The sequence below is a fragment of the Paenibacillus sp. NPDC058367 genome (assembly GCF_042723305.1).
Classification (GTDB): domain Bacteria; phylum Bacillota; class Bacilli; order Paenibacillales; family Paenibacillaceae; genus Paenibacillus_AQ.
This window is the reverse complement of record NZ_JBHXIZ010000006.1, coordinates 198,925-225,310: the sequence shown is the minus strand read 5'-3', so window position 1 is coordinate 225,310 and position 26,386 is coordinate 198,925. Positions and strand designations below refer to the sequence as shown.

Here is a 26,386-nt window from a genome sequence, read left to right as displayed (position 1 = left end):
ACAAAAAGGTTTTATTAAGGAGAGGGTTGAAGGAGCGATAGCGTTCTGAAACACTCAGCCCATAGGTTACACATAAAAAAACGTTGATTTGAGTCATTGGAGAGAAATGTTGGAGCTGTAGGAGCGTAGCGTTCGCCTTTGTTGATTAATTTCACCGCTGATGCGGTTCAAATAGAAGAAATTAATCAACAACAGCGACCGAAAGCCCAATATTTCTCGGAAATGACGGCATAATCAACGAAAATACTTTCCTTCGAAAGGCAGGCGACAAAAGGTTTGATCGTTATAGGCGGAAAAGGCTACGAACTAATGTTAGATCATAAGGATGGTTGGAATCCGGAGGCGTTTCGCGGAAGATATAGCGAAGTGCTGGAAAGATACGACTACATTATTGGTGACTGGGGTTACAGTCAGCTGCGTTTGAAAGGTTTTTATCGGGACAACCACCCAAAGGTGAATCGAGATACAGCGATTTCTGGCATGGTCGATTATATTAATGAATATTGCAATTTTGGCTGCGCATATTTTGTGTTGCATAAGTTAAAAGAGGTACCACAAGAAGGTTTGTTCAAGGATATTCTGATCAAAGAAATACCAGAGCCGAGTGAGGAAGAAGATTCGGAGCTAGAAGCTGAAGATAATGATGGAGCGGCTATAGATAAGGAGCTCTCCTCTAAAGAAACATCATCTAAGCAAGGTTCGAATTCATCTGCTGCATTTAAAGAGATGACTTCTGCTAAGGATAGACCTTTGAGAGAACATCAAAGTCGAAATCACCGGGGTAAAGATTCGCAAGGGAAGAAATCCAAAAAGGAATTTCAAAGCAGACCACCACAAGGTCAATCCCAAAAACCCCAAAACACACAAAAGCCTCAAAATAATCAAAACACACAAAACATAGAAAATCCACAATCTTAACGATGAAAGCTGACCATAAGTAGAGTCCTTCTACGAATGAGACAGCTTTTTTCTTTTGAATAGATATGTACAAATAATAAAGGCAGCAAACCCTGTCTCTGGAGAATTGCTGCCTTTTCTTATGGATTATTTTATAGATAATTTCAATTGCTTCTGTGTAGCATTGTAACTCCATACGAGTGCCGGAAACTTCTTCTTAAAGGCATTTAATTCAATGTAGGTCTCACCATTCTGAGATAGCGCCTCTTTGGAGGAAAGCGTAAAGCCTGTAGATGTGCCTGTTCCGCTCTTTACGATGACCTTCTTGTTCTTGGCATCCCAGGTGATCTCGCCCTCGACAAGCGCAGCCAGCACCAGCGATGAAGCATAAGTTTTATCGCCCTGCTTAACAAGACCAACATTACCAGCAAAAGGAACCCCGTTGATATTTAAGATATGATGATCTCCGGTGACTTCTAAAGTCTTCATTCCAGCAATCTGCAGGGCGGTAATCAACTGTGCAGTTTTCCCTTTTACCTCAATATCCGGTGCGAGACCAATATGATTAAAGTCTTCTTTTTTAGGTGTTAGATATTTCTGCGTGGTCAATTTCAGCATGTCGCCATTAGACACTGGAAGTAGGCTTTGAATACGCGCTTTGCCGTAAGAACGAGTGCCTACAACAGTAGCCAGCTTGTTATCGCGCAGGGCGCCCGTAAGAGCTTCTGACGCACTTGCAGTGTATTCGTTGGTTAGAATTACGACGGGCACACCGATTTTGCTGCCACTAGTAATCGTTACAGGAGTTAACGCGCCACTTTGATCAGAGGTATACATCATGATGCCTTTATCCATAAAACTAGAGGCAATGTTGTATGCCGAATCCATGTAGCCACCCAAGTTATCGCGTAAATCAAGCACCATGGATTTCATTCCCGCTGTACGCATCTTCTTCAGCATAGCGGCGAATTCTTCATCAGAATTCTGTGTGAAACCACTTAGCGAAATATAGGCAATCTTCGGACCAATGAGGGTTCCAAAAACGGAAGTCGAGTTCAATTCATTTCGGGTGACAACATAAGATTTTGTGACACCATTTCTGAGGATCAGCAGGGTGACCTTAGTGCCCGCGGCTCCACTTAGTTCCGAATCATCCGTTTCGTCAACAGGTATTCCGTTGATTTTGAGAATCGTATCGCCGCGTTTCAAGCCTGCCTTTTCAGCAGGAGAACCTGGAGAGATTTCTTCGATGTAGAGCTCTGTTGGCGTATATTGAAGTTTAACACCGATGCCAACGTATTCGAGATCAACCGCATGTTCAAATTGCGCCGCTTCCTCGGAATTGAAGTATTGGCTGTATGGATCATCCAGTGTGTTCACCATGCCGTCAATTGCTCCGCGAATCAAAATATCTTTATCTACATCTGAAAGATTATAGTTCTCCAACAGCTTCATTACTTCATTAATAAGATCACTGTTGTCTGTGGAAGCTTTAGCGGCATCTGCAGCGGAAGCCAGTGGAGCAAATGTAATAGATAAAGCTAGACAGCTGGTTAACAGTGCACTTATTATTTTTTTTGATTTCATGGAATCAAACACCCTTTTTATTAGGATTTCACAAGTTTATTGTAGATGCTATATGTGTCATCGATTGTCCAAACACCAGTATCCGACTTGGATAGAATATAGATAAGGCCCTGCTCATAAGTCTCCTCTTCACTAGCTTCCTTGTCTTTGCTTTCTACATATATAGCAGCTTCCTTGGCACTGTAATAATAAATATTTGAAATGCCTGGAGTATAGGTAATATCATACGAAGCAAAGAAATCATCCAAATCTGCCTTGAGAGAGGAATCATATTCTTCTCCATATGAAGTCATCGTGGAAAGAACTGCTGTAGGATTCTGTTCGTTCATTGCTTGATAATACTTGCTAATAGTACCTTTGATGGCATCCGCATCGTTTTGAGGGATGTTGGCTGCTGGTTTTATACCTTGTTCATGAGTAAGGAGAACGGTCGAGCTTTGGGATTCCACGGATGAAATCTTCCAGCTTCCGTTCTTGCGGACCAGGGTATATACGTATTCATTCTCTGTATCTGGAGTATAAGTTCCACCTATTCTGCGTGAACTTTCAAGCGTATACACAGTGGCTTCGTCAGCTGTAATGTCGAGGATTTCCAAGCTATCAATAGTATTCTTTATGTCAAAAGCTTTAAAAGATTCATTGAGTTCGGCCACTGATTCCGTGTAAGAGTACTCCGGATCCATAAGGGAGTAGAAGCTAGTCGCTTTTTCTTCATTGAAATATTGATTAGACAAACGGATTAATGCTGTAATGGCTGCTTCGTCCTTACCTTTGGAGACAGGAGTAGTAATTTGTACACTTCTACTGGTAGAATTCCAGACAGCTGTGCCCCCGGTTGCCTCTGCGATAAAACGCAAAGGGATGTATGTAGTGCCGGCTGAGGAAACTGGTGCAGTGGTTAGTTTTTTAACGGTTCCGTTAACAGTAGCGCGGTTACTGCCAATTTTGAGGGTAATCGCAAGATTTGAACTTTTTCCTGTTACCGTTCCAGTTTTGGCATCCCAGAGAACTTGAAGTCCAAGCTTCTCAAAGACAACCCGGAAAGGTACAAGTACAGAATTGTTCGCTAAGTATGGGGATCCAGCGGTGAAGGAAACCTTACTTCCGTTAATATAAACATCAATTGGTTTCGATGCTGCAAAAGCCGGGACCGCAAGTATGAGGGCCAGTAGACTTATGCTTAAGAGGGATAAAAATCTTTTCAACAGTACTCTCTCCTTTTATGTAACTCTTTGTAAAATAGCCTCATTATACCATTTGGCTTCTCTCTCAGTCTATCAGTTGGTGTTAGTTTTGTCACACAAAAAAGCCGGAGAAATGGATATCTCCAGCCACTGAAAATCGTTGGATCGAAGGTTAATCTTAAACTAAAAAAGCTTCACGTACACGGTTCCAGAACGGAAAAGGACGGTACCTGGCGAAACTGACCTTCTTGTCCGATACTTGGCAGCGTACTGAAATCAGATCATCTACTGGGATATTGTTATGATCTATCGTGAGTAGTAAGCGCTGATCCTTACATGAAAGAATATCGCAATGGTGATGCTTCGGCAGTAGTAATGGCGACCCCATTGTTCGAAATACGCGGTTGTTAATTGAGGCGATTTCGGCAATCTGCAGCGCTTCTATAGATGGGTGAACCATGGCTCCCCCAAGGCTTTTGTTATAGGCCGTGCTACCAGAAGGAGTAGAAATACAAAGCCCATCACCCCGGAACATTTCGAAGGTAACATCATTGATGTCAACTTGAATCATTATAGTTCCATCTACCCCTTTAAGGGTAAATTCATTTAGGGCAATGTGGGACGAAGAACCGGATTTCTTGTGAATTTCCAGCTCAAGCAACGGATATTTCACGATACGAGGTTTCTGAGGCTCAGAATCCTCGGTTCCGCACATGTAGTCGATTAAGGTGGGTAGCTCTTCCGCTTGCCAGTCCGCATAGAAGCCTAAGTGTCCTGTGTGCACACCTACGAAGGCTAGATTGGGGATTTGATCGATAAAGGTATGAAAAGCGTGCAGCATTGTGCCGTCTCCGCCAATAGAGATGACGATTTCGGGAGACTCGGCATCCAGTTGCAGGTCCCGCTCCGCCGCCAGCTTGTGAAACTGCTCGGCAAGTTTGATTGATAGTTCATCACCGCGGTCCAGAACATAATATCTCAAGATGTACAGGCTCCTTTTGTATAATTCAGTCATACACCGATCATAATCAATCTTGACCCGGAACACAATATGTTAATCAACTTCGCCGTACCCATCGAATCATTGTCATGAATACAGGGATAAGCAGTGAGACTAGAATTGCAGCAGTTAATAATAGGCTCAGCAGGGCGAGGCTTGCCGTGATCCCTGAGGCAGAAGGAGTAAAGGCAGCAGAGGCTGGTAATGATACCCATGTGGTAGACAGCCCTGTGTTCATCACAGGGTTCCAGAGCAGCAAGACCAATCCTGATGCGAGTATGGCGTGAATTAGCCGTGCAGTCAAAAATGGCAGATACCGCAGCCCGGTACCGTTCAGAATACTTGCCACCTGGGCATGTACAGATAATCCGCCCCAAGAGAGAATGAAGGCAGCTGCCGCTACCTTGAACTGAAGCGGGATGGAAGCTGCGGCTTCACCTGCTGAACGGGCACCGATTGTCACCTCAAAGAATCCGCTAATGAGAGCCTGAGCTAGTTCTGGAGGACCACCTACAAGGGACACAAGATGTCCGGTCATGTTAAAAAGGGAGGATAGGATACCGGCACGGGCTAGCAGTTCCATTAGCACATTGAAGAATACAACCAAACCGCCTACGACAATAATAAGCTTTAGCGAGGACTGGATTGCTCCCTTTAATAGCTCCCCAAAGCTCCGTCCATCTTTGCGCCGAGCCTCCTCCATGGCAAGAAGTGCTGCATGGATTCTTCCAAAACCTTTTTTGGCTGGAACAGAGGGGGCAGTAGAACTAGTTATGGATGGGTCTTGGGAGGGGGAGCTCTGTTCTTTGCGTCCATGGAACGACATTAGCAAGCCAACAATCAAACCGCTCCCATAGTGGGCGAGGGCTAGGATAAGCCCCAACGATGCGTCTCGAAAGAAACCAACGGATACTGCACCTAACAGAAAGATTGGGTCAGAGGAGGTTGTGAAAGCGACTAATCGTTCGCCCTCTACTCTGCTAATCAGATTCTGTTCCCGCAGCTTAGCGGTTAATTTAGCGCCAACAGGATATCCTGATACATATCCCATCGCAGCGACAAACCCGCCGCTACCTGGTATACCAAAAAGAGGGCGCATCAATGGATCGAGCAGTGCACCGAAGAGATGAACGATCCCTAGGCCTAGCATGATTTCGGATATGACGAAGAATGGAAATAGGGAGGGGAATAACACATCCCACCAGATGGCCAGGCCTCGTAAGGCTGCGCCAAGGGATGCCTCCGGATGAAGCAACATCAGCAGCATACAGCCTGCCAATGTTAATCCCAGCAGTGGGCCGCCAATCTTTTTAAAAGTCATAATTAACGCCTCCTGATCTATGGTTAGATGTATGCGAAAAGAAGGACAAACAGCACAAAAAAAATAAAGGAAGCGGTTACATAAATCGGTGCTTTTTCGTTCGAAATATGATATTATGTAAATAAGAAATGCACCCTCTGTTACAAGAATAAATGGGATGGAGTGATGGCGATGAGCGTTGTAGCCGGAGTTCTCGTTTGTGCTTTTGTATATGTGATCCGGGTCTCTCTCGTCCCTTCAGGTGATGAAGAATTTCGGACCTACTGACAATAACCTCCAGGCGCTAAACTATAGTTTAGCGTCTTTTTTCTGCCGTTTAGGGGCACTTTCGACGGATATCCGAGCCGTGCTTTTTTTTGGTATAATAAAGTAAGAAACGTTTCATTAATATGGAAGAGAGCTGGTAACCTCAATGAATCCAAATGAGAGTATATATGAGAACCTAGGAGGAGCTGAGGCGCTACATCGATTGGTGGAAGTGTTCTATGCCAAAGTGCAGCTTCATCCGCAGCTGGGTCCGTTATTTCCTGAAGACATTTCTCCTGTTCTGGAGAAGCAGTATCAATTCCTGACACAGTTTTTTGGCGGTGGCCCATTGTATTCAGAACTGCATGGACATCCCATGATGAGAGCAAGGCACATGCATATTCCCATTACTCCAGAACGTGCTGAAGAATGGTTGCAGTGTATGAAAGAGGCGCTTGAGGAGACCGGCGTAGAAGAGCCGCTACGTTCGTTCGTCCTTAGCCGCCTTGCAGGTCCCGCACATCATTTTGTTAACATGCCCCAGGAATAATAAGGGACAGGTTGATCCTGAAAGGAATGAGAGTACTTGCCAGAGTTAATACCCCTATATTCTATTAAGGTCAAATGTTGCAATTGTGAACATGAATTTTCAACCTCTCGCGTACGCCCTAGCCTAAAAAAGGCTATCCGCCGCGATGCTGATTTTTGCGCATATTACAAAAACGAGAATCCGGATTATTATGTTGTACGTGTCTGCCCGAGTTGTGGGTTTGCCTCTACAGAAAATTCAGCGGACAAGCTGACGGATCTGCAGCGAAAAGCATTTAATGAACAGGTAGGAAAACGATGGAAGAGCCGTGACTTTGGGGATAAACGAAGCTGGGAAACTGCACTTGAGACCTATAAACTGGCGCTTTTATGCGCTCAAAGTATTAACGATAAGGATCGAATTATTGCAAGTCTGCTTCATCACATTGCCTGGTTGTATCGGTATCAAGGGAATACGGAACAGGAACAACGCTTTTTGCGCTATTCATTAGCTGAATATGTGAAGGTATACGAAAAAGACGGAATAGCTGGCAATGATGCCCGGCTCATGTATCTTATCGGCGAACTTAACCGGCGCATCGGAGAGTTCTCTGTGGCTGTAATGTGGTTTTCCCGCCTGATTAATGATCAGAAGATTATGGATGCTGCGATGATTCGAGCTGCCAGGGAGCAGTGGGTTGTGCTAAGAGAGCAAATGCGCGGCGAAGCTGTAGATATTGATGCCGATGGATTGCCTTCAGGTTCTTAAAGCTTCACGAACAACAAAAAGCGCAGAAGAGAGTAATGCTCTCGTCTGCGCTTTATAAAAATGGTAAGATTGGGATTTAGATGACCTTCTATTTATCGGACTGCCCGATCGAATAGGAGGTAATCTCCGTCGTTATCTACAACTGTGGGACTGGCGCTGCAACATGGGAAGACAAGTAGTTTTTTCTTGCCGTCACGAACGATTTGCAATTCTTTTGGCTTCATAGGGAGAAGAACATTCTCCGAGTTGCAGAAAGGGCAATACTGCACATACATATCGCCTAAAATAATGTCATAAGGCCAGGTATGACTAAAAGGAATCATTGTGAATCCTTCCCAGAAGGAGACTCTTCATTTCCATCCTCAGCTTGCGGTGAATTCTGCTTTTTGGATAGCTCAGCTATTTTTTGTAGCAAAATATGTTGGGGCATATGCATTAAGTGTTCCAGTGGAACGCCTAGTTGCTTGGATAACGTTATGGCTGTTTCCGGTGAAATTTGTAGTGGCTTCATATGGATGCCCTCCTAAAGTTTATCGGCTATGAATGTTCCGGTATCGTTATTCACTTTACCATGGTGTTAAGTCAATTACAAAGAAAACCAAATGAGAGCAAAGGAATGGTGAGAAGACATGAAACAACCATTATCACTGACTTGGGAACTTGATTCCATATTTCCTGGAGGATCGTCCTCTACTGAGTTAGAAAGCTTTTTAAAGAATCTTGAACAAGATATTGCAGCCTTACAGGGTCTGGTGAAGAATGCTGTAGCTCCAACGGATGTTGAGTCTACAAAGGCGCTGGACGAGGTTATAGAACTGCTTCAGAGCTGTTCAGGAAGACTTGTGGAGGTCTCTTCCTTCGCAGACTGTCTGGGCGCTCAGAATCAAATGGACAAGGGTGCGGTAAGACTGGCGGCTCGAGTGACAAGTATGCGTGCCGGATTCGAAGGCATTAGCTCACAATTCAGTAATGTGCTTCGTCAGACTACAGACAAGGTATGGGCAGAGTGGATGGCACGTCCGGAGATTGCTCCATTAACGTTCGTGCTGAGCGAGAGCCGTGACTTGGCCCGTGAGAAGATGAGTCCAGAGTTGGAAAGCTTAGCGCTAGAACTAGCCGTTGACGGATATCATGGATGGAGCGGGCACTATGATACGATTGTAAGCTCGATTAAGATCCCATTTGAGGATGAAGAAGGAACAAAGCTCCTCTCCGCAGGTCAAGCTTTTAACAAGCTGGATGATCCAGATCCGAAAGTACGTCAATCCATGTTCCATAAATGGGAAGAAGCATGGACCGAAGCAGCAGATAACTGTGCGGATACCTTGAATCACTTAGCAGGCTTCCGTCTGAAGCTCTATAAAGGAAGAGGTTGGGAAGATATTCTGAAAGATCCGCTGAGCATCAATCGCATGTCACAAGATACTTTGAATGCGATGTGGGACGTGATTACGAATAGCAAGCCTGCACTCTTGACCTATCTTCAGCGTAAAGCTAAGCTGCTTGGACTGGATGCTCTTTCTTGGGTAGATGTCGAAGCGCCAGTGGGTAAATCTTCAGGTAAAATCCCATATGATCAGGCCGCTAAAGATATCGTTACCCAGTTCCGCAAATTTAGTCCGAAGATGGCAGAGTTTGCAGAGCGTGCTTTTGATAATAACTGGATTGAGGTTGAGGATCGTCCGGGAAAACGTCCTGGAGGTTTCTGTACATCCTTCCCTGAGAGTAAGGAATCGCGGATTTTCATGACTTATAGCGGTACAACTTCCAATGTTTCAACCTTGGCACATGAGCTGGGACATGCTTATCATTCTTACTTGCTGGATGATCAACCTGTATTTAATCAGAACTACGCTATGAACGTTGCAGAGACTGCTTCAACCTTCGCAGAGGTCATTGTATCTGACGCTCAGGTTAAAGCCGCTAGCAACGCTGAAGAGAAACTGGCGTTGCTTGAAACGAAAATTCAAAACAGCGTAGCCTTCTTTATGAACATTCACGCTCGGTTCTTATTTGAGACTCGTTTTTATGAGAAACGTAAGGAAGGCCTTGTAAATGCTGAGGAGCTGTCTGAATTGATGGTGGAAGCACAGAAGGAAGCCTTCTGTGGGGTGCTTTCGGAATACCATCCTCATTTCTGGGCTTCTAAACTGCATTTTTATATCACAGATGTGCCGTTCTATAACTTCCCTTACACCGTTGGCTACATGTTCAGCACAGGCTTGTATCGACTGGCTCTGCAAGAAGGAGCGTCCTTTGCAGACAAATATGATAGCTTGTTGCAAGATACTGGTGTGATGACTTTAGAGGATTTGGTACTTAAGCATCTGGGTGTGGATCTTACGAAGCCGGACTTCTGGCAAGGCGCTACAGATCTGATTGTAGCTGACATTAATGAGTTCTTGGAGATGACGGAGCAATTAGTTTGAAAAAGTCTAAACTAAGACAAATTTAGCGGTAGAAAAAACAATAATTTTTCAGCATGAACACGCAAAAGCCCCTGATACAGGGGCTTTTTTTAATGATAAAATGTCGAAAAATCACGATTTATAAAAAGAAATATGCGATTAATCTATGGATTTCGCGCATCTATAGGGATAATAACCCAATTTTGCCGAATAATGTTGTTTGCCATTTGTTAGTAACCTATAATGAGTCTTAAGCCTTATATAAGGCACGCTAGAGTACCACTTGGCTGAACTCACAAAAATAAGCAAGCGCTTACGAGGTCGGTTCTGCGAAGTGCACTCAAATCAAGCTATGCTCACAAAACTTTTAGGAGGAGAAGTAATGCTTAAGACGGAACAACTATCATTAGCGAGACAGATGGATATGGTGTTTAAGGAGCTGCAGGAAGAATTATCGGGATTAACTTCTGGTACGGTTTTTGTGCAAATACGAAATAACATGATCGGAAAATTCGGGATACGACATAATCCTCTTTCTGGGCGAAGCGGGGTATTCACTGATGCAAAAGAAGGGATGACAGATGGACAACAGTCTTCTTTTCGACTAATGGCGCTGGAAAGCCTGAAATACAAGCGGCGTTGGACGCATGGTGAGATTTCTTATGAATTCGCCATTAGACAGGGAATGGTGATTGTAGATGCTACGTTGGAGTCCAATTATAATATGGCGAATCTAATGATTCGATCGCCTCGTAATGCCTATGCTGAAAGTTCCGAACAGTTTTTTGGTTAAGCGTTGTTTACATAAAATTTCAATAATTGTGAAAATCAAAAACCCTCCCACAGCTTCAGAAAGAAGTGTGAGAGGGCTCAAAAGCTACTCGGCTTTAGGCTTTATGCTTGATATCGCCCTAGCCGGATAAAACACTTAAGATAACGTTGTTACTGACGACCAGACAGTTGTTGTTCTGCCAGTTGTACTAGACGTTTAGTGATGTAACCGCCCAGAGAACCAGTTTCGCGAGAAGTGTAGTTCCCGTAATAACCGTCAGCTGGGATCGTTACTCCAAGCTCCTGTGCTGCTTCATATTTCAACTGTTGCAATGCCGCAGTTGCTTGAGGAACGACCAGGTTATTGGAACGGCTGCTACGACCTTGACCTGCTTGACCCATGTGTGTCACCTCCTTCGCCCGTTGTGAAGATAGTATGAGCGCTAGGAGGTTAATTCATGCATCACTTCGAAAGGTTTTAAGGATGGTAATTATTAGTGAAATAAAAGTGAGGATAGAAATCCTTTATTACTAGGGATTACACAAAAAAATCGGTCTTCCCTTACGTAATCGCAAGGCAAGACCGATATAATGTATATCTGCTTTAAATCTCAGGATAGATCATTTCCAGCACGGTGGATAGATTCTGACTTTGACCGGGTTCTACCGTTAAAAGACCTGTGAAGGAAGCATCCTCGGATACATTCGGTGCATTCGCGAGCCAGGTATAGGGCTCAATACACAGAAATTGATCAGCCGGTCCTTTGGTATATAGCACCCAGTGACGGAATAGATTCTCGTCAGCAGTATAACGAAGGCCATAACCATCATCACGTAATAATAAGGCTTCTACAGGCTGTTTTTCTCCAATACGTAGAGCAGTATCAAAATTAGTTCCCTGCATGTTCATTCCGGTGTTCAAGGCTTCCAGATCACCAAGTGGAATCAGATTGCCGCTAGGGAGCAATTCATCGTTCAGTTCATAAATACTATTTACTGGGAGCTTAAGATTCCAGCGCTCAGGTTCTCCATCAATCATAAACCAGGTGTGATAACCGATCCCAAAAGGAATTCGATGATCTCCAAGATTTGTAACCTTTAAAGTTTGGGTAAATCGGGCTTCCTGAAGCCTAAACGTCATTTCGAATTTAAGTGGGATAGGGAATTGCTCCATCCAGTGTGGATCATCTTCCGTTCGGAATTCAGTAGTGACCGCGCAACCATCCTCATCTTCTTCAATATCGCTGACACACCAGGCCTGAGTTCGGTGTAGACCATGAATATGATTGTCATTAGCGGTATTCTGGTCAAATTGATAACTTGTACCCTCGAATTGAAATTGGCCCTTACGAATTCTTCCGGGTGGAATTAATAGCGGCATGCCAAAATGGTAAGGTTTTTGCATAAAGAAAGCTTGATCGCTTTCATCAGGCCGCCGTAGAATTTCCCGTTGTTTCTTGACATCAAACAATGAAATCACGTTATTTCCTAGTCGCGGCAAAAGCGTGACTTCCAGTTCACGGCTGTGCAAAATATAAGTATCATAACCGCCCCACTGCCCTTTGGTCACCTGTTTCATGAGATATGCTCCTTTATCGTAACTGTAATCGAATAGAACATGGATAACCTTATCATAACAGATTTATACGGTAGTGGTTAAGTGATTTGACAACTTCTCTTTATGGTTCTATGATGAAGGCATTAATTCATGATGATAATGTGATGACGGGGACAAGTAGGCAGGCATTGCACCTTCAGAAAGCCGGTGGTTGATGCGAACCGGTAGGACAAACCTGATGAATGGACCCCTGAGCGCCGAGCTTGAACGGGAGCTAGATACCCTAGTAGACCGGCCGGATCTTCCCCGTTAACGGAAGACTAAGGCTGTTTTTTTCTTGTCCAAACTAGATTAAGCAGCGAATAAGGGTGGCACCACGGTCTCACGTCCCTTGCGGATGAGGCTTTTTTTGCGTTCTCGGAAACTTAGAAATGACATCAAACGGAGGTCTATATTATGAAAAAAGTAATGTCAGGCATTCAGCCAAGCGGTTCACTTACATTGGGGAACTACATTGGAGCACTGAAAAATTTTGTGAAGCTGCAAGATGATCATCAATGTTTCTTTATGGTTGTCGATATGCATGCAATCACTGTAGCACAAGATCCTGCGGCACTGCGTGAACAGTCAGAATCCGTAGCGGCCCTCTTTATTGCAGCAGGAATTGATCCTGCACGTTCTAATGTCTATATGCAGTCGCATGTGCCACAACACGCTGAACTGGGCTGGATCATGACGACACTTACAGCAATGGGCGAGCTGGAGCGTATGACCCAGTTTAAAGATAAATCATCAGGTAAAGATTCTGTTGGCGCTGGTTTATTCGTCTATCCTTCCTTGATGGCAGCAGATATTCTTGTTTATAATGCGGATCTTGTGCCAGTTGGAGAAGATCAAAAACAACATTTGGAGCTGACTCGTGATTTAGCTGGTCGCTTCAATAATCGTTTTGGCGAATTCTTTACCATTCCGGAGCCGTACATTCCAGAGGTGGGTGCACGTATTATGTCTCTGGATGATGGCACCAAAAAAATGAGCAAGAGCAATCCTAACGCAGGCAGCTACATTGCTCTGTTAGATTCACCGGACGTAATCCGTAAAAAAATCAGCCGTGCAACGACTGATTCAGGACGTGAAGTAATTTTTGATCCAGCTAATAAGCCAGAGATCAGTAATTTGATGAGTATTTATTCCGAATGTTCTGGAATGACACTCCAGCAAATTGCCGATCGTTATGAAGGGCAAATGTATGGCGGCTTTAAGAAAGATCTTGCTGAAGTGGTTGTATCTACGCTTGAGCCTTTACAACAAAGATATAATGAAATTCGTAGCTCGGGTGCGATTACAGATATTCTTGCTGAAGGTGCTGGTCGTGCACGTATTGTTGCAACTGAGACGTTGAATGGAGTTAAAGAGCGGATGGGATTTCTGCCAGCTCGTTAATCTAATCAGCGCTTAGGCTTTCCTGTTTGCGTCTGATCTTGGCCTTGAGGATAAATCCCCAGCCAATATTCATGACACAGAGAAACCCGAGCAGAAGTGCCAACCAAAAGCTATAACTGATCGCGATTGAAGCGGCAGTAAGAATAAGAATAGAAGAACAAGCGAACCAAAGTGAAAGTCCTTTACCCATTAAGAGAGCCTTCCTTTCTATGTCTGCTAAAATGAATCCCGGAGTATGATAATAATACTCCGGGATTTTTTGTGATTATAGAATAGATCTCTGCGTAAGTCTACAGTTTCATCGTAAAGAACCAGGGTCAATGGAAAATCGTTTGTCGAGCTTCTCGCTGCTAAGCCAACCTACATAAGTATTTAAAGGTCGATATTGATTGTCCATCACTAATACAGCCACAAACGGGTATTGTTTGCGATGTAAATAACGTACGTCCCCCCAGCGCACCATATATCCTGAAGGGAGTTCCTCGACTTCGGCTACTGCATAAGAGGTGAAGTATAGAAAGGACTGAATATCAGGGTGCGACTTGGAAATCTCCACAGCAGGATGAGTCGAGCATACAGCATGTTTGAACCATTCCAGTCGGTTATTGACTAACTGCCCAACATCATAGCTGCCATCTTTTTTCACCTTGACTACGTTCCAGCGCTTTAGTGAAATTGTAGGGATTACAATATAACGTTCGCCGGCACTATGATGTAAATCCTTAAGCTTAATATTACGCGTGAGACGTGCGTGAACGACGGTTCTCCAAATATAATAAAGAATAGTACAGGCATACAGTGTAATAAATAAAGGTTGCGGTGGAATGATCCCGGTGATCCAGAGAAGGATGGCTGCGATATGGCTACCAAATATAAACGGATCAAAAATGTGGATGATGTTCCATGCAATCCATTTCTCCGTGAATGGACGTGCAGCCTGAGTGCCATAGGTATTAAATAGATCAGAAAATACGTGAACACCTACACCAATGAAGCTCCAGAGCGCAATATGGCTTAGAGCTTGTAAATCAGTAAAACCAAATAAGGGGCCTAACACGAAGGAAATCAGCGCAGGCCACAGAATTAGAAAGGGTAGGGAATGTGTGATTCCTCGGTGATTTCGAATATACATTGCATTGTCCTTCAGTCGTAGCGCAGTATCGGCATCAGGAGCCTGAGAGGCGAGCACTGTTGCCAGCATAACAGCCCCGGCCAGTTTCGGATCAGAAGCAACGATGGGATCAACGAAGGAAAGCCCGGCTAAGCCTAGGCCCATAACTAAATGTGTAGCAGTATCCATTGGTCAGTTCTCCTTTGTTGTTCGGAAGTTCTCTATTTAATAATTACCCAAATACAGCCCTGGTTATTAAGGGGATTGAAATAAATACAAAATAAATATTGTCACGTAATTGTCGAATTCATGAACTTACTGTTCCATGACTGTCAAAGTCTTCACGGGTTTGTTATGATAAAGTTAACAGCGAAGTTAAAAAAACTTCGGTTAGAACGTTACATGTTCGTTTAGAAGGAGGATCATTAGGTGTGGACAATCATATAACATTTCAAGCTTCTTCCGACTCTGCAGCCATGTCTGCAAAATCTCCACCGGAAGGTGCTAGCTGGCGTGATTTCATTGCTGTAACAAAACCCGGTATTATCCGATCTAACCTTATTGCGGCCTTTGCGGGATATTGGCTGGCCTCGGGTTGGGATGTTCATTACGGCAGATTAGTTCTGACTCTGCTCGGTACTATGCTGGTTATGGCTTCGGCCTGCGTTTTTAATAACTATTTCGACCGGGATCTGGACATGAAGATGGAAAGAACCCGTGAACGGGGGCTTCCTACAGGACGACTAAAACCAAACACTGTGTTATTATACGCCATTGGGCTTGGTATTGCAGGTTTGATCGTGCTGTTTGCTTTTTCAGGTATGCTTGCCGGTCTGTTTGGAATTGTTGGTATGTTCGTTTACGTAGTAGTATACACGCTTTGGTTGAAGCGGACATCAACATGGAGCACCTCCGTAGGTGCGATTTCTGGAGCAATGCCCCCGGTAATTGGTTATGTTGCGGTTTCAGGAACGGTTGATCTAGGCGCTTGGCTGATCTTTGCCATGTTGTTTCTATGGCAACCCCCTCACTTCTGGGCGTTGGGCATTAGACGTAAAGAAGAATATAGAGCGGCAGGATTTCCATTGTTACCTGTAGTTAAAGGGACGCGACGTACGAAATTTCAGATGATTCCTTATGTAGCCCTTTTGCTGCCTATTCCAGTGTTAATGTACGCCTACGATTACGCAGGCATATTTTTTCTAATCATTTCATCAGCGTTGTCCTTGGCTTGGTTAGTATTGACCTTGATGGGCTTTAAGGCTAAAGATGATGAAGTCTGGGCGAAGAAGAATTTCCTCTTCTCCATTAACTACCTGACAGTTAGTTTGATCGTACTTGTATTGAATACGATTCACGGTTAAGAAGAGGGAGGGTATACGTGTCCGTGCAAACCTTTAAGCGTTATAAATGGACTTGGCTTCTGCTAATACTTGCTTTGATTATGGCTGGTTATCTGGCAATTAACTCTTTGAATTTAGGAAAAGAGAAATTGCCAGTAATCGGAGAAGTGCAGGACTTTTCTCTTGAAAATGTGAATGGAGACCAGGTTACTCTGGCTGATACACAAGGTAAAGCACGGCTGGTATACTTCTTTTTTACACAGTGTCCGGATGTATGTCCTATAACTACGTTTTTGTTATCTCAGACACAGAAGATTCTGGTCGAGGATGGCAGTTTTGGTAAAGATACGGGTTTTGTTTCTATCTCTTTTGATCCGAAGAATGATACTCGGGAAGCTATTAAGGCTTTTGCAGACCGGTTTCAGGCGAATTATGATGGATGGTATTTCTTGCGGGGGGATCAGGAAGAAGTTCGTAAGTTAGCGACGGATTCTTTTAAAGTACTAATCGCAGGGAATTCCAAAGAAAATTTCGTACATGCCAACCGTATAGCGTTAGTTGACCGGAACAATCAACTTCGTGCATTGTATGACGCAGGAGATACGGAGAACGTAACTCCTGAATTTCTTGCCGATCAGCTGACGGAATTGGCTCGGGAATAGAACATAAACATTAAAAACGCCTTTTTCGAATCCCTCTTTATTGAGCGGATAACGAAAAAGGCGTTTTTTTAAATATACGATAGTATAAGTTTCATGCTATACATTATCCTTATACTTGTTTCAGCTAAAATGGAAGTGGTTCAGGGTAGACGATGAAATCTTCCAATCCGGCTTTTTCGAGCTGAGTGATGTTGTATTCATCAGGCGTACCTTCCACACCAGCATATCCGCGACGAGTATAAATATGATCGGCATCAGGGAAGGCATCCCGGAGCACACTGCGTATTTTTTTGCCAGAGCTATCGTTATCCAAATAAAGGTATACTTCTCCATCTCCTACTTGTTGCCGGAGGGATTCTAATTTTAGTGTATTTAATGTACCAAAGGTACATAGGATTTCTACTTCCGGTACCAGCACGCGCTGTAATCTGCTGCGATCGTTCTTACCTTCGACAATAATCGTTATGGACATTAGCTGACAATCACCTCCGGGAATGGGTCCAAGCTTCAGGCTCATTATAGTTTACCGAAGGATCGTCATTTTTAACAACTGTTTCTGCAGGAAAGTCTTCATTCCCCGGGAAATGTCGTAAAAGCAAAGAATCATGCGGCTCGCCCGTTCCATTTGGAAGTGAGGTTCGATAGTTTACCAGTGTTTTTAGGTGGAAGAAGAAGCAATGCTACCATTAGTATTAGAAAGGCTATGAAGTAAGGAGAAACGAAGGACCTTAGCTGTCCAGCAGCCACGGGCCCAGCGAATGCACCGAGTGACATGGCTATCGACTGCATGGAGAAAGTCCGACCCATTCGCCCAGGGCCACCGAGACTAATAAAGAGTGATGCCATTGCAGGAAACAACACTCCTTTGGCTGCGCCGAGCATAAAAAGAATCGCAGCAGTCGGAATCCTGTGAAATGAGGCGAGTGCAAAGAAGCTGATGGCCATTCCCAGTAATGCCGCTGCTATTCTTCCCCCCGGAGAAAGACGGTTAAGGAAGAGCATGCTGAGCGTTACCAAAGCACCTAAACTGAGGAGTGACAGTAGGATACCAGTGGAAAGAATACTGTTGCTCCCTGTTTGAGATAGCGGGAGCTCGAAAAAGAGAACGCCTTGTGAACAGGAAACGAAAAAAGGTAAAAGGTAATACCGTTTGGATACCAGATCATCATCTTTCGTTGGTATAGAAGGTTTATCTGGAACTTTTAATGCTGATGGCGCTGAGCTTAGCGGCTTTAATATATGTCTCGAAGGCGCAGGTACACTAAAAAAAGCCATGATTCCTGTTGCGATAAGGAGCCATCCAAGTGTGGTGAAGGTGCCAGAGTAGCCGGCTTTTGCTACGATAAAAGCTCCCGCAGCAGGCGATACAACTGAAGCTAACGTATGAACGATACCATGTCCGGACATATATTTACCCTGCTCTGTGGCATCCGATGACAAAGAAGCGAGTAACGTCATACAGGCTGGAGAGAGGAAAGCGAGCACGAATCCACTTGCTGCTCTTAGCATCAGCAGATGCCATGGAAGCTGTACATGAGCTTGCAGCAGTAGGATAGCTCCCGCTGCGACAAGGCTGAAGACGATGTAGCGGCGGGAGCCATTACGATCGACGAGTACGCCTGCAAGCAGATTGCCGGGAAGGTGGGTCAACGAGTACATGCCCATCATCCAGCCAATAAAGGTGGGTCCCGCACCAAGAGAGATGGCAAAGGGCGTAAGGACGGGATACTGAGCATGTAAATCGAAGAACGCCAAAAAGAGAAATAAGTATAGCCACAGCGCAGTTTTCACAGGGAAACACCTCCGAGAGCCACCTACAGCACAAGTGAATGCAGGACGGCGTAATAATGAAGAACGAATTCTTAAGCACTACTTGTACTTTACGTGGGACAGAGAGGGCTTATACCGCTTTTTTAATTCCGCTGGTAGGTATTCCTTTTACGGAGGGTGGAACCATGAATTATGATGGGTATTCATGTATAATAATTAATATTGGCGTTATGTCTATGGGAAGAGAGAATCCTTGGGACGAAACTAGGCGATAGGGGTGTTGTGAGATTGATGGATCCAGAGGTATGGTCACAGTTTATAAGGGAAAATTGGCTAGTTATTGTAATTGCGCTTGTCCTGCTGTTTGCGGTTGTTAATTTGGTTAAAACCGTTCTGAAATGGGCGATTGTCATTGTGATCGTTGTAGGTTTGTTCATCTATAGTGGTGTTACAATGGACCAAATTGGTAACGCTGTGAATAAGGTGGCAGATGGAACGGTAAGCACCCTAAAGAAGGAAGCGCAAGAGGTTATGCTTAAAGAAGCGCAGGATGCGAAGTACACTTCAAATGGAGACGGGACCTTTACGATTACAACGCCGAATATTGAAGTGAAGGGCGCAGCGGGTGAAGATAAAGTAGAGGTTACTTTCCGTGGTGTGAGTCTTGGGAAGTGGAGTGTTACAGATACGACAAAAACATTTATCGAGGAAGCCCGAAAACATCAATAACAGGCTTGGACTCAAAAATATAACAAGCGAGCAAGCACGCGACTGAAAGGAGAGAGCGGATATGATAAACGGATGGATGACTAGTGTGAGTGATGCTAATATCATCTCCATCGCCCTCCTGCTGGTTGTAGTCTTCTCTCTATTGCAAGGCTGGAGCAGAGGTTTCTCAAGCGCTACCGGAAGATTATTTGGGCTGCTGGGAACAGGATTATTTACTATAGCATCTTTGGTATTAGCTATCCCAGCTGCGGCCTACCTCAATCCCTATGTAGAGACTTGGGCATCGGGGATTAGTCTTCCTGATACGAAGCTTACACAGTGGCAGCAAATTTATTATACGGCGGTGTCTGTGTTATCAGAATCACCGCTGGTTCGATTTCTATTGTTACTCCTGATTTCTTATCTGTTAATTCGTATGCTCTTAGGACTGTTATCCATGTTGCTACCTTTTCCACAATTGCGGCGTACTAAGAAGTTTAAAGACAGAAAGATTACGCAGGTAAGCCGTATGGGAGGAGCAATGGTTGGATTAATTATCGGCTTAATGCGTAGTCTGGTAATTGTTCTTGCTCTTTTCATCTGTGTTGGATTAAATCCGGAGAGTGGATTTAGTCGTTATGTGGAGTCCTCTCCAATCTATAGTCAGAGCGCTGCTGCTGTATTTGAACCTATTGTTGGTGAGACTGTGCAGAAGAAACTTCCAATTCTGACGAAGACCGTTGCAGCAGAGATGAATGATATCCTTCGCAGAAAATATGAGGTTATCGATCATGAAATTCCTCAGGATATTATAGGAGCAGCAGAAGACATTGTTGGACAAGCGCAAGAAGAAGAGAAAAAAGCGAGACTTCTCTATGATTGGGTAGGTACACGCGTGACTTACGATTATGCTAAGGCTGACAATTATTTGCAAAACAGGGTCTGGCATGAACAGACACCACAGGATACATTCGACACTCGGCAAGGGGTGTGTATAGACTATGCCCGACTGTACGCTGTGATGGCTCGTTCACAGGGCTTGCAGGTACGGGTTGTAACAGGTCAGGGTTATGATGGGCGTGGCGGATATGGTGCACATGCTTGGAATGAAGTATATATAAGTGATCGGCAAGCTTGGATTCCGCTGGATCCGACTTGGGCTAGCAGTGGAGATTGGTTCAATCCGAAGGATTTTGATGAAACGCATATTAGGGTGAACGCCCTCTGAGTGAGGGCGTTGAACTCCTGGGGTGTGGTACAATAAACTCAAGTAACGTCAGTTCTAACTTAAATGCGAGGGCATGCTCACAATAAGCAGCTAAGAACTCACCTTCATCATAAGAGTAATGTCGCAGGCAAAGGGTTGTCAGACATTTTTTTAAAATATAAGAAAGTATAAGCACTATACTTTATGTCTTATATTTCTCGCATAAACACTTACCTCCCTTATAAGGAAGGTCAAGGCGTTTATGCTTGTAGAAGGGGAGAAAGCTGGTGAGTTTGTTTGGTAAGCAGCCCCCGCCTAAGGACGGGATATCTTCAAGAAATTCTGTAGGTCTGAGACTGAATATTTTTTTCTTCGGCACTTTTTTTATTTTTTGTATTATTATCGTACGTCTTGCAGGTTTACAGTTTACTGAGGGAGCTCTGTTGAGTGAAGAAGAAACGAGCCGGGAAACGAAAATTGTTCCGCTCGCAGCGATGCGTGGGATTATTTTTGCTGCCGAAGGAGAGCAGATTGCCTATTCAACACCTACGGAGTCGCTTTACCTTACATTAACTAAAGATTACACAGCTAGAACGACAGATAAAGTAACGGGTGAGACCTTACTTACGGAAAAGGCGAAGAATAACTCCGATATGCTTGCGGCAAGGCTTGCGGCTGATTTTGCTAAATATGGAGATCCGAATGCACCGAAGCTGACGCAGCAAGATATCTTGGATTTATTAGATTTAGATTTCAAAAAGTATTTAGGTTATGTGCCGCGACGGATCAAGACTGGATTAATTCCAGAGGAAATAGCCTATTTCATGGAGCATAAAGACAATTATCCGGGGCTAACGATCGTGGAGGAGAGTGTTCGTCACTACGATAAAGATACGGTAGCGGTACAGACAGTCGGCTTTGGAAAGCCGTTTAAATCGACTGAAGATATAGCGATGTATAAGAATGTCCGTAGTGAAATGAAAAAAGATTCTCCCCCTGGACTTATGTATAAAGCAGAAGAATATGTGGGGTTTGATGGTCTGGAAATGCAGTATCAACGAGAGCTACGAGGAGAAAATGGTTATCAGGTCATTTCGGTGACTCCTCAGAATATGGCTGAGAAGGTTGAACAGAACGTTGCTCCTGTAAAAGGTAATAATATTTGGATGACCATTAATAAGAAGATTCAGATGAAGACAGAACAGGCCATTTTGGATCAGATTAAATGGCTGCATACCAATGCTGTTCAAGGTGAGACGCATCCAGATGCTTTAACCGGATACGCCGTAGCAATGGAAGTGGAAACTGGAAATATTGTCGCCATGGCAAGCATGCCGGATTACGATTCAAATGTATGGACTAAAGACTCCTTACCAACACCTGTTTGGAATAAAATAATGAATAATCATCTAAACGGTACGATTACTTCGAATTCATCTGGTAGATCAGGTCATGATTTTAGTTCACTTGTGTTTATGGGATCTACGATCAAACCATTAAGTGTGTTAATTGGTTTAAAGGAAGGTTTCTTTAATACCTCAACTACCTATTCAGATGTGGGCATTACTTATTTCGGTAAGGATAATAAATCATCCGTAAGAAATTCATCGGGTCACGTATATGGTCCACTAGATCCAGCTAAAGCCATTAGAGAATCTTCTAACGTATTTATGATTGATATGGTGGGTAAGCAGCTTTACAAGAAATATCCGGGGGATAAAGGCATAGAGGTCTGGGACAATTATATGAAAAAATTCGGGCTGGGTGTATCAACGAAAAGTGGTCTCCCAGGTGAATCACCGGGCCAGATTAACTATACTGATCTTAAGGCCGCAGGCAGCTCGCAGGCTGCACTTATCTATGCTTCTTTTGGCCAACAGGGCAGTTATACTACATTGCAGCTTGCCCAGTATGCTTCTACTCTTGCTAATGAAGGGGGGCGTATTAAGCCTCAACTTGTTAGTAAGATCACGGATGCACAAGGTAAGCTGGTTAAGGAATTTAAAAGAGAAGTGCTTAATACAGTAACGTTTGACAAATCCTACTGGAAAGAGATCAAACAGGGGATGAGCAGTGAAGTTAGTGCCTTTGATGATTTTCCTTATGATTTTGCACGTAAGACAGGTACCTCTGAAAAAACAGACAGAAAAAATATAAACCGTGATAATGGGGTATTTATTGCATTTGCTCCGCGAGAAAATCCGAAGCTAGCCGTAGCGGTTGTTATACCAGAAGGGGGCTTTGGCTCCAAAAGCGCTGCTCCGGTGGCTCGTAAAATTTTTGACGCCTATGATTGGGAGTATGGGCTCGATGGTGTGCCAAAAAAGAATGTTGCTCCTGCGTCAGACCCCGTTCAAAAATAATTAGAGAAAAAGGAGAGAAATAAACTGTGAGTTTTTTTCGTAAGCAGGCCTCACCTCCAGATGAGACCAACAGTAAAAGTTCCATAGGCCTGCGACTCAACGTGTTTTTCTTTAGCACGTTTGTTATATTTTGCGTAATTATTATACGCCTGGCTGTGTTGCAATTCGTGGAAGGACCAACTTTAACTGAAGTGGAGACAAGCAGAGATACCAAAAATGTACCCCTTGCATCCATGAGAGGTGTAATTTATGCTGCTGAAGGTGAGAAGTTAGCGTACTCTACACCGGTTCAATCGCTGTATATTACGCTCAATAAGGAGTATACCGCTAAGCAAACAGATAAAAATACCGGTAAAACTACCCTAACTCCAGAAGCTAAAGCCAAGTCAGATGCATTGGCAGCCAAGCTGGTAACTGATTTCAATAAATATGGTGATCCAAAAGCTGAGAAGATGACAGAAGAAGATGTTATTGACGCACTGGATTTATATTTCCGGAAATCACTTGGCTTTATGGCACGGCGAATTAAGGCGGACCTGACTACTCAGGAAGTAGCCTATTTCATGGAACATAAGGGAGAATACCCAGGCCTTGAAATTGTCGAGGAAAGCATTCGTCATTACGATAAAGATACGGTTGCCGTACAGACGATAGGTTATATCAAGCCTTTTAAATCAGCAAACAGCCTTAATATTTATAAGAATATCTTAAATGCTATGAAGAACAATCCGGAGCCAGGACTAACTTACAAGGACGATGAATTTGTCGGATTTGACGGCCTGGAGCTGCAGTATCAGAGAGAGCTTCGGGGACAAAACGGCTATCAGGAAATCTCCGTCAATCCACAGAACATGGCAGAAAAAGTCGAACGTGTAGTCCCTCCTGTGAAAGGCAATGACGTCTGGACAACCATTAATAAGAACATTCAGATGAAGACAGAGCAGGCGATTATGGATCAGATTAAGTGGCTGCATTCCAATACTGTACAGGGTAAAACGCATCCTAATGCTTTAACTGGTTACGCTGTAGCGATGGAAGTTGATACGGGGAATATCGTCAGTATGGCAAGTATGCCGGACTACGATACGAATATTTGGACATCGGGATCCTTATCCACTGATGTTTGGAACAGTATTATGGACAACTATCAGAACGGTACCATTAATCCGATTTCTTCAGGGACGTCAGGTAATGGACTTAGGTCTGTGCTGCTGTTAGGTTCAACGATTAAACCTTTGAGCGTACTCGTGGGTTTGAATGAAGGTCTCTTTACAACCTCAACTTACTATTCGGATAGAGGTTTCGCGACTTTTGGTAAAACAGGTCATGAAACTAAGGTAAGAAACTCTGGAGGACATGTGTACGGTTCTATGGACCCTGCAAGAGCGATTGAGAAATCCTCGAATGCGTTCATGGTGGATATGATCGGTAAACGATTGTATGACAAATACAAAAGCAAAGGCGTAGATATCTGGGATAGGTATATGAAAGAGTTTGGACTTGGTGTATCCACGGGAAGTGGTCTGCCAAATGAATTCTTAGGACAGATTAACTATACCAATATAGAGGCTGCGGGTAGTGCCCAAGCGGCACTTGTATATGCTTCTTTCGGCCAACAAGGTAGTTATACGGTGTTGCAGCTTGCCCAATACGTAGCTACACTTGCTAATGAAGGACAGCGGATCAAACCTCAGCTAGTTAGTAAGATTACAGATGCTGACGGAAAAGTAGTCAAGGAGTTCGGTCGTGAGGTAATAGATGAAGTAACAGCCTTTGATAAATCCTATTGGAAAGAAATTCAACAGGGTATGCGAAGTGAAGTTAGTGCTTTTTCTGATTTCCCTTATGATTTTGCTCGTAAGACGGGAACATCCCAACAAGTGGCGAAGGGTCAAATTCGCGATAATGGTGTATTTATTGCCTATGCCCCACGAAATAATCCTAAGCTGGCAGTAGCCGTAGTCATTCCAGAAGGGGGCTTTGGTTCCCAGAGTGCTGCGCCGGTCGCACGTAAAATTTTTGATGCTTATGATTGGGAATATGGACTTGATGGCGTTCCGAAGAAGAGTCTACAGTCAGGTAATAATACGAATGATCCTGCGAATGAAGGAACGACTACAGGTACTCAGTAACTTTGACTCTAAGGGAATAATGATTAAAAATAAACAGCTGCTCTATTGAGAGCATAAAAGAATGGAGGGGTGGCAATGACTGCCAAATACCGCCTGCTTGCTTTGGATATGGATGGAACCCTACTGAATGATGAACAGATTATTACACCTACAACGGTGAAATGGCTTCAAAAGGCGGTCGACGCAGGCGTTCATGTCTGTCTGTCGACAGGCCGGGCTTTTACAAGTGCATTTCCATATGCTGAGCAGCTTGGACTAGAAACACCTATGATTACTGTGAACGGTAGTGAGGTATGGCGAGCTCCACATGAAATTTATCGGCGATCATTGATGGACCCTATGCTGGTACAGCAAATGTATGAACTTGCTAAAGAAGATGACATCTGGTTCTGGGCCTATTCTACGGAAAAAGTCCACAAACAGGATAACTGGGATGGGGATGTAACGGGCAGAGAATGGCTTAAATTCGGTTATCACACCGAAGATGATGAGCTTCGTCATAAGCTGCTGCTTCGTCTTCAAGATATGGGTGGATTGGAGATTACGAACTCCTCTCCACATAACCTGGAGATTAACCCTCTAGGAGTGAATAAAGCAGCCGGAATCATGGAAGTCTGTAAGCTGCTAGGACTAGACATGTCCCAAGTTATAGCGGTTGGTGACAGCCTCAATGACCTTGCAGCGATTCAGCAGTCAGGGCTTGGGGTTGCCATGGGCAACGCTCAGGAGACGGTTAAAGAAGAGGCTGACGTTGTGGTGGCTTCTAATAATAATGATGGAATTGCAGAAGTCATTCAAAAATATATTTTTAATGAAGCTATTGCGAAGTGAATCCATAGAGCATATTTGCTATTAGGAGGTTAAGTGTTGACGATCCTGGGTTGGATTCTTATTATTGCTTTATTTGCCGTAGGGCTAGCGGGGGCTGTGTACCCTATACTGCCGGGTGCGCTTGCGATTTATCTTGCCTTTTTCGTATATGGCTGGTTCTTTTCTTTCGAGCCTTTTGGTGCCTGGTTCTGGATCATTCAAACGCTGATCGTTGTAGTTTTATTTATTGCTGATTACGTTGTAGGGGCTTGGGGCGTTAAGAAATTTGGCGGCTCACGTTCATCGATTATCGGGAGTACGATTGGGCTAATCATTGGTCCTTTTGTAATCCCAGCCTTTGGACTTATTATTGGTCCGTTTCTGGGTGCCTTTATAGGAGAATTGATCGTAGGTTCTTCACCGGCTAAAGCTGCCAAAGTAAGTGTAGGATCAATACTTGGGTTGTTTAGTAGTACTGTTGTCAAAATTGTGCTACAAATTATTATGGTCGTCCTCTTTTTTATATGGGTCGTCCGGTTTTAATTTTAACAGTGAAGAAGGGGAAATG

At 44.0% G+C, this 26,386-nt stretch carries 26 protein-coding genes and 1 other annotated feature; of the genes, 14 read left to right on the top strand and 12 right to left on the bottom strand.

Features of this window, described 5'->3' with window-relative positions; translation table 11 throughout:
• Positions 1 to 309 precede the first annotated feature (309 nt).
• The gene (locus tag ACFWMP_RS26440) at positions 310 to 918 is read left to right on the top strand and encodes a YutD family protein (protein WP_379425199.1); all 609 of its coding nucleotides are present in this window, start codon (positions 310 to 312) and stop codon (positions 916 to 918) included.
• Positions 919 to 1,044: 126 nt separating this feature from the next.
• On the opposite strand, the gene ACFWMP_RS26435 is transcribed toward ACFWMP_RS26440, so the two are convergent.
• The 4 genes from ACFWMP_RS26435 to ylbJ form a co-directional block, all read right to left on the bottom strand.
• Positions 1,045 to 2,484, bottom strand: a complete 1,440-nt coding sequence (locus tag ACFWMP_RS26435) for a S41 family peptidase (RefSeq protein ID WP_339798507.1) — start codon at positions 2,482 to 2,484, stop codon at positions 1,045 to 1,047.
• A 20-nt stretch (positions 2,485 to 2,504) separates the two neighbouring features.
• On the bottom strand, positions 2,505 to 3,689 hold the full coding sequence (locus ACFWMP_RS26430) for a stalk domain-containing protein (RefSeq protein ID WP_339267067.1): 1,185 nt from the start codon (positions 3,687 to 3,689) through the stop codon (positions 2,505 to 2,507).
• Positions 3,690 to 3,846: 157 nt separating this feature from the next.
• Positions 3,847 to 4,650, bottom strand: a complete 804-nt coding sequence (locus ACFWMP_RS26425) for an NAD kinase (RefSeq protein ID WP_042191633.1) — start codon at positions 4,648 to 4,650, stop codon at positions 3,847 to 3,849.
• Positions 4,651 to 4,726: 76 nt separating this feature from the next.
• On the bottom strand, positions 4,727 to 5,989 hold the full coding sequence (gene ylbJ / locus ACFWMP_RS26420; RefSeq protein ID WP_341146391.1) for a sporulation integral membrane protein YlbJ: 1,263 nt from the start codon (positions 5,987 to 5,989) through the stop codon (positions 4,727 to 4,729).
• A 412-nt stretch (positions 5,990 to 6,401) separates the two neighbouring features.
• Here ylbJ and ACFWMP_RS26415 point away from each other — a divergent pair, with 412 nt between their 5' ends.
• A complete protein-coding gene (locus ACFWMP_RS26415; RefSeq protein WP_042191628.1) occupies positions 6,402 to 6,785 on the top strand; it encodes a globin domain-containing protein in 384 nt (127 codons plus the stop codon).
• A 36-nt stretch (positions 6,786 to 6,821) separates the two neighbouring features.
• A complete protein-coding gene (locus tag ACFWMP_RS26410) occupies positions 6,822 to 7,532 on the top strand; it encodes a DUF2225 domain-containing protein (RefSeq protein WP_076285264.1) in 711 nt (236 codons plus the stop codon).
• A 92-nt stretch (positions 7,533 to 7,624) separates the two neighbouring features.
• Here ACFWMP_RS26410 and ACFWMP_RS26405 read toward each other — a convergent pair whose 3' ends face one another.
• Together ACFWMP_RS26405 and ACFWMP_RS26400 are read right to left on the bottom strand one after the other, a co-directional pair.
• Positions 7,625 to 7,855: a hypothetical protein gene (locus ACFWMP_RS26405; RefSeq protein WP_042130921.1), complete on the bottom strand. Its 231-nt coding sequence runs from the start codon at positions 7,853 to 7,855 to the stop codon at positions 7,625 to 7,627.
• Positions 7,852 to 8,043, bottom strand: a complete 192-nt coding sequence (locus ACFWMP_RS26400) for a YycC family protein (protein ID WP_042130920.1) — start codon at positions 8,041 to 8,043, stop codon at positions 7,852 to 7,854. Before ACFWMP_RS26400 ends, ACFWMP_RS26405 begins: the two co-directional genes overlap by 4 nt.
• A gap of 118 nt (positions 8,044 to 8,161) precedes the next feature.
• On the opposite strand from ACFWMP_RS26400, the gene ACFWMP_RS26395 reads away from it, so the two are divergent.
• Positions 8,162 to 9,961, top strand: a complete 1,800-nt coding sequence (locus ACFWMP_RS26395; RefSeq protein ID WP_379425195.1) for a M3 family oligoendopeptidase — start codon at positions 8,162 to 8,164, stop codon at positions 9,959 to 9,961.
• A gap of 361 nt (positions 9,962 to 10,322) precedes the next feature.
• The gene (locus tag ACFWMP_RS26390) at positions 10,323 to 10,733 is read left to right on the top strand and encodes a hypothetical protein (protein WP_042191621.1); all 411 of its coding nucleotides are present in this window, start codon (positions 10,323 to 10,325) and stop codon (positions 10,731 to 10,733) included.
• 149 nt (positions 10,734 to 10,882) lie between these two features.
• On the opposite strand, the gene ACFWMP_RS26385 is transcribed toward ACFWMP_RS26390, so the two are convergent.
• The gene (locus ACFWMP_RS26385) at positions 10,883 to 11,113 is read right to left on the bottom strand and encodes an alpha/beta-type small acid-soluble spore protein (RefSeq protein WP_042130917.1); all 231 of its coding nucleotides are present in this window, start codon (positions 11,111 to 11,113) and stop codon (positions 10,883 to 10,885) included.
• Positions 11,114 to 11,315: 202 nt separating this feature from the next.
• Complete coding sequence (locus tag ACFWMP_RS26380; RefSeq protein ID WP_076300354.1) at positions 11,316 to 12,290, bottom strand: aldose 1-epimerase; 975 nt, start codon at positions 12,288 to 12,290, stop codon at positions 11,316 to 11,318.
• A 134-nt stretch (positions 12,291 to 12,424) separates the two neighbouring features.
• Positions 12,425 to 12,664 (top strand) — a binding site (T-box leader).
• A 61-nt stretch (positions 12,665 to 12,725) separates the two neighbouring features.
• Here ACFWMP_RS26380 and trpS point away from each other — a divergent pair.
• Positions 12,726 to 13,712: a tryptophan--tRNA ligase gene (gene trpS, locus ACFWMP_RS26375; protein ID WP_042191616.1), complete on the top strand. Its 987-nt coding sequence runs from the start codon at positions 12,726 to 12,728 to the stop codon at positions 13,710 to 13,712.
• Between the two features lies 1 nt (position 13,713).
• Here the strand turns inward: trpS and ACFWMP_RS26370 are convergent, their stop codons facing one another.
• Together ACFWMP_RS26370 and ACFWMP_RS26365 are read right to left on the bottom strand one after the other, a co-directional pair.
• On the bottom strand, positions 13,714 to 13,902 hold the full coding sequence (locus ACFWMP_RS26370; RefSeq protein WP_042130914.1) for a hypothetical protein: 189 nt from the start codon (positions 13,900 to 13,902) through the stop codon (positions 13,714 to 13,716).
• 108 nt (positions 13,903 to 14,010) lie between these two features.
• Positions 14,011 to 15,012 carry a metal-dependent hydrolase gene (locus tag ACFWMP_RS26365; protein ID WP_042191614.1) on the bottom strand — a complete coding sequence of 334 codons (1,002 nt, stop codon included), beginning with the start codon at positions 15,010 to 15,012 and terminating at the stop codon, positions 14,011 to 14,013.
• A 242-nt stretch (positions 15,013 to 15,254) separates the two neighbouring features.
• On the opposite strand from ACFWMP_RS26365, the gene cyoE reads away from it, so the two are divergent.
• Both cyoE and ACFWMP_RS26355 read left to right on the top strand, forming a co-directional pair.
• A complete protein-coding gene (cyoE, locus tag ACFWMP_RS26360; RefSeq protein ID WP_042191612.1) occupies positions 15,255 to 16,187 on the top strand; it encodes a heme o synthase in 933 nt (310 codons plus the stop codon).
• Between the two features lie 17 nt (positions 16,188 to 16,204).
• Positions 16,205 to 16,828 (top strand): SCO family protein, encoded by a 624-nt coding sequence (locus ACFWMP_RS26355; protein WP_331281395.1) that lies wholly within the window; start codon positions 16,205 to 16,207, stop codon positions 16,826 to 16,828.
• Positions 16,829 to 16,952: 124 nt separating this feature from the next.
• On the opposite strand, the gene ACFWMP_RS26350 is transcribed toward ACFWMP_RS26355, so the two are convergent.
• Both ACFWMP_RS26350 and ACFWMP_RS26345 read right to left on the bottom strand, forming a co-directional pair.
• Positions 16,953 to 17,300 (bottom strand): DNA primase, encoded by a 348-nt coding sequence (locus ACFWMP_RS26350; RefSeq protein WP_379425190.1) that lies wholly within the window; start codon positions 17,298 to 17,300, stop codon positions 16,953 to 16,955.
• Positions 17,301 to 17,431: 131 nt separating this feature from the next.
• Complete coding sequence (locus tag ACFWMP_RS26345; RefSeq protein ID WP_340972753.1) at positions 17,432 to 18,619, bottom strand: MFS transporter; 1,188 nt, start codon at positions 18,617 to 18,619, stop codon at positions 17,432 to 17,434.
• A 270-nt stretch (positions 18,620 to 18,889) separates the two neighbouring features.
• On the opposite strand from ACFWMP_RS26345, the gene ACFWMP_RS26340 reads away from it, so the two are divergent.
• The 6 genes from ACFWMP_RS26340 (at position 18,890) to ACFWMP_RS26315 (ending at position 26,361) form a co-directional block, all read left to right on the top strand.
• Positions 18,890 to 19,327, top strand: coding sequence for a hypothetical protein (locus ACFWMP_RS26340; protein ID WP_042191604.1), 438 nt, complete (start codon positions 18,890 to 18,892; stop codon positions 19,325 to 19,327).
• A 61-nt stretch (positions 19,328 to 19,388) separates the two neighbouring features.
• Positions 19,389 to 20,534 (top strand): transglutaminase domain-containing protein, encoded by a 1,146-nt coding sequence (locus tag ACFWMP_RS26335; protein WP_379425187.1) that lies wholly within the window; start codon positions 19,389 to 19,391, stop codon positions 20,532 to 20,534.
• 266 nt (positions 20,535 to 20,800) lie between these two features.
• Positions 20,801 to 22,876 carry a peptidoglycan D,D-transpeptidase FtsI family protein gene (locus tag ACFWMP_RS26330; RefSeq protein ID WP_379425185.1) on the top strand — a complete coding sequence of 692 codons (2,076 nt, stop codon included), beginning with the start codon at positions 20,801 to 20,803 and terminating at the stop codon, positions 22,874 to 22,876.
• A gap of 26 nt (positions 22,877 to 22,902) precedes the next feature.
• Positions 22,903 to 25,008 (top strand): peptidoglycan D,D-transpeptidase FtsI family protein, encoded by a 2,106-nt coding sequence (locus tag ACFWMP_RS26325; protein ID WP_339243425.1) that lies wholly within the window; start codon positions 22,903 to 22,905, stop codon positions 25,006 to 25,008.
• Positions 25,009 to 25,083: 75 nt separating this feature from the next.
• Positions 25,084 to 25,839 (top strand): Cof-type HAD-IIB family hydrolase, encoded by a 756-nt coding sequence (locus ACFWMP_RS26320; RefSeq protein ID WP_042191600.1) that lies wholly within the window; start codon positions 25,084 to 25,086, stop codon positions 25,837 to 25,839.
• Positions 25,840 to 25,875: 36 nt separating this feature from the next.
• Positions 25,876 to 26,361, top strand: a complete 486-nt coding sequence (locus ACFWMP_RS26315; RefSeq protein ID WP_042191598.1) for a DUF456 domain-containing protein — start codon at positions 25,876 to 25,878, stop codon at positions 26,359 to 26,361.
• Positions 26,362 to 26,386: the final 25 nt, after the last annotated feature.

Excerpts from the sequence above, each read along its gene's own strand:
- ACFWMP_RS26440 (WP_379425199.1), top strand. The coding sequence starts at position 310 with ATGTTAGATCATAAGGATGGTTGGAATCCGGAGGCGTTTCGCGGAAGA.
- ACFWMP_RS26435 (WP_339798507.1), bottom strand. The coding sequence starts at position 2,484 with ATGAAATCAAAAAAAATAATAAGTGCACTGTTAACCAGCTGTCTAGCT.
- ylbJ (WP_341146391.1), bottom strand. The coding sequence starts at position 5,989 with ATGACTTTTAAAAAGATTGGCGGCCCACTGCTGGGATTAACATTGGCA.
- ACFWMP_RS26415 (WP_042191628.1), top strand. The coding sequence starts at position 6,402 with ATGAATCCAAATGAGAGTATATATGAGAACCTAGGAGGAGCTGAGGCG.
- ACFWMP_RS26405 (WP_042130921.1), bottom strand. The coding sequence starts at position 7,855 with ATGATTCCTTTTAGTCATACCTGGCCTTATGACATTATTTTAGGCGAT.
- ACFWMP_RS26400 (WP_042130920.1), bottom strand. The coding sequence starts at position 8,043 with ATGAAGCCACTACAAATTTCACCGGAAACAGCCATAACGTTATCCAAG.
- ACFWMP_RS26395 (WP_379425195.1), top strand. The coding sequence starts at position 8,162 with ATGAAACAACCATTATCACTGACTTGGGAACTTGATTCCATATTTCCT.
- ACFWMP_RS26390 (WP_042191621.1), top strand. The coding sequence starts at position 10,323 with ATGCTTAAGACGGAACAACTATCATTAGCGAGACAGATGGATATGGTG.
- ACFWMP_RS26385 (WP_042130917.1), bottom strand. The coding sequence starts at position 11,113 with ATGGGTCAAGCAGGTCAAGGTCGTAGCAGCCGTTCCAATAACCTGGTC.
- ACFWMP_RS26380 (WP_076300354.1), bottom strand. The coding sequence starts at position 12,290 with ATGAAACAGGTGACCAAAGGGCAGTGGGGCGGTTATGATACTTATATT.
- trpS (WP_042191616.1), top strand. The coding sequence starts at position 12,726 with ATGAAAAAAGTAATGTCAGGCATTCAGCCAAGCGGTTCACTTACATTG.
- ACFWMP_RS26370 (WP_042130914.1), bottom strand. The coding sequence starts at position 13,902 with ATGGGTAAAGGACTTTCACTTTGGTTCGCTTGTTCTTCTATTCTTATT.
- ACFWMP_RS26365 (WP_042191614.1), bottom strand. The coding sequence starts at position 15,012 with ATGGATACTGCTACACATTTAGTTATGGGCCTAGGCTTAGCCGGGCTT.
- ACFWMP_RS26350 (WP_379425190.1), bottom strand. The coding sequence starts at position 17,300 with ATGTCCATAACGATTATTGTCGAAGGTAAGAACGATCGCAGCAGATTA.
- ACFWMP_RS26340 (WP_042191604.1), top strand. The coding sequence starts at position 18,890 with ATGGATCCAGAGGTATGGTCACAGTTTATAAGGGAAAATTGGCTAGTT.
- ACFWMP_RS26335 (WP_379425187.1), top strand. The coding sequence starts at position 19,389 with ATGATAAACGGATGGATGACTAGTGTGAGTGATGCTAATATCATCTCC.
- ACFWMP_RS26320 (WP_042191600.1), top strand. The coding sequence starts at position 25,084 with ATGACTGCCAAATACCGCCTGCTTGCTTTGGATATGGATGGAACCCTA.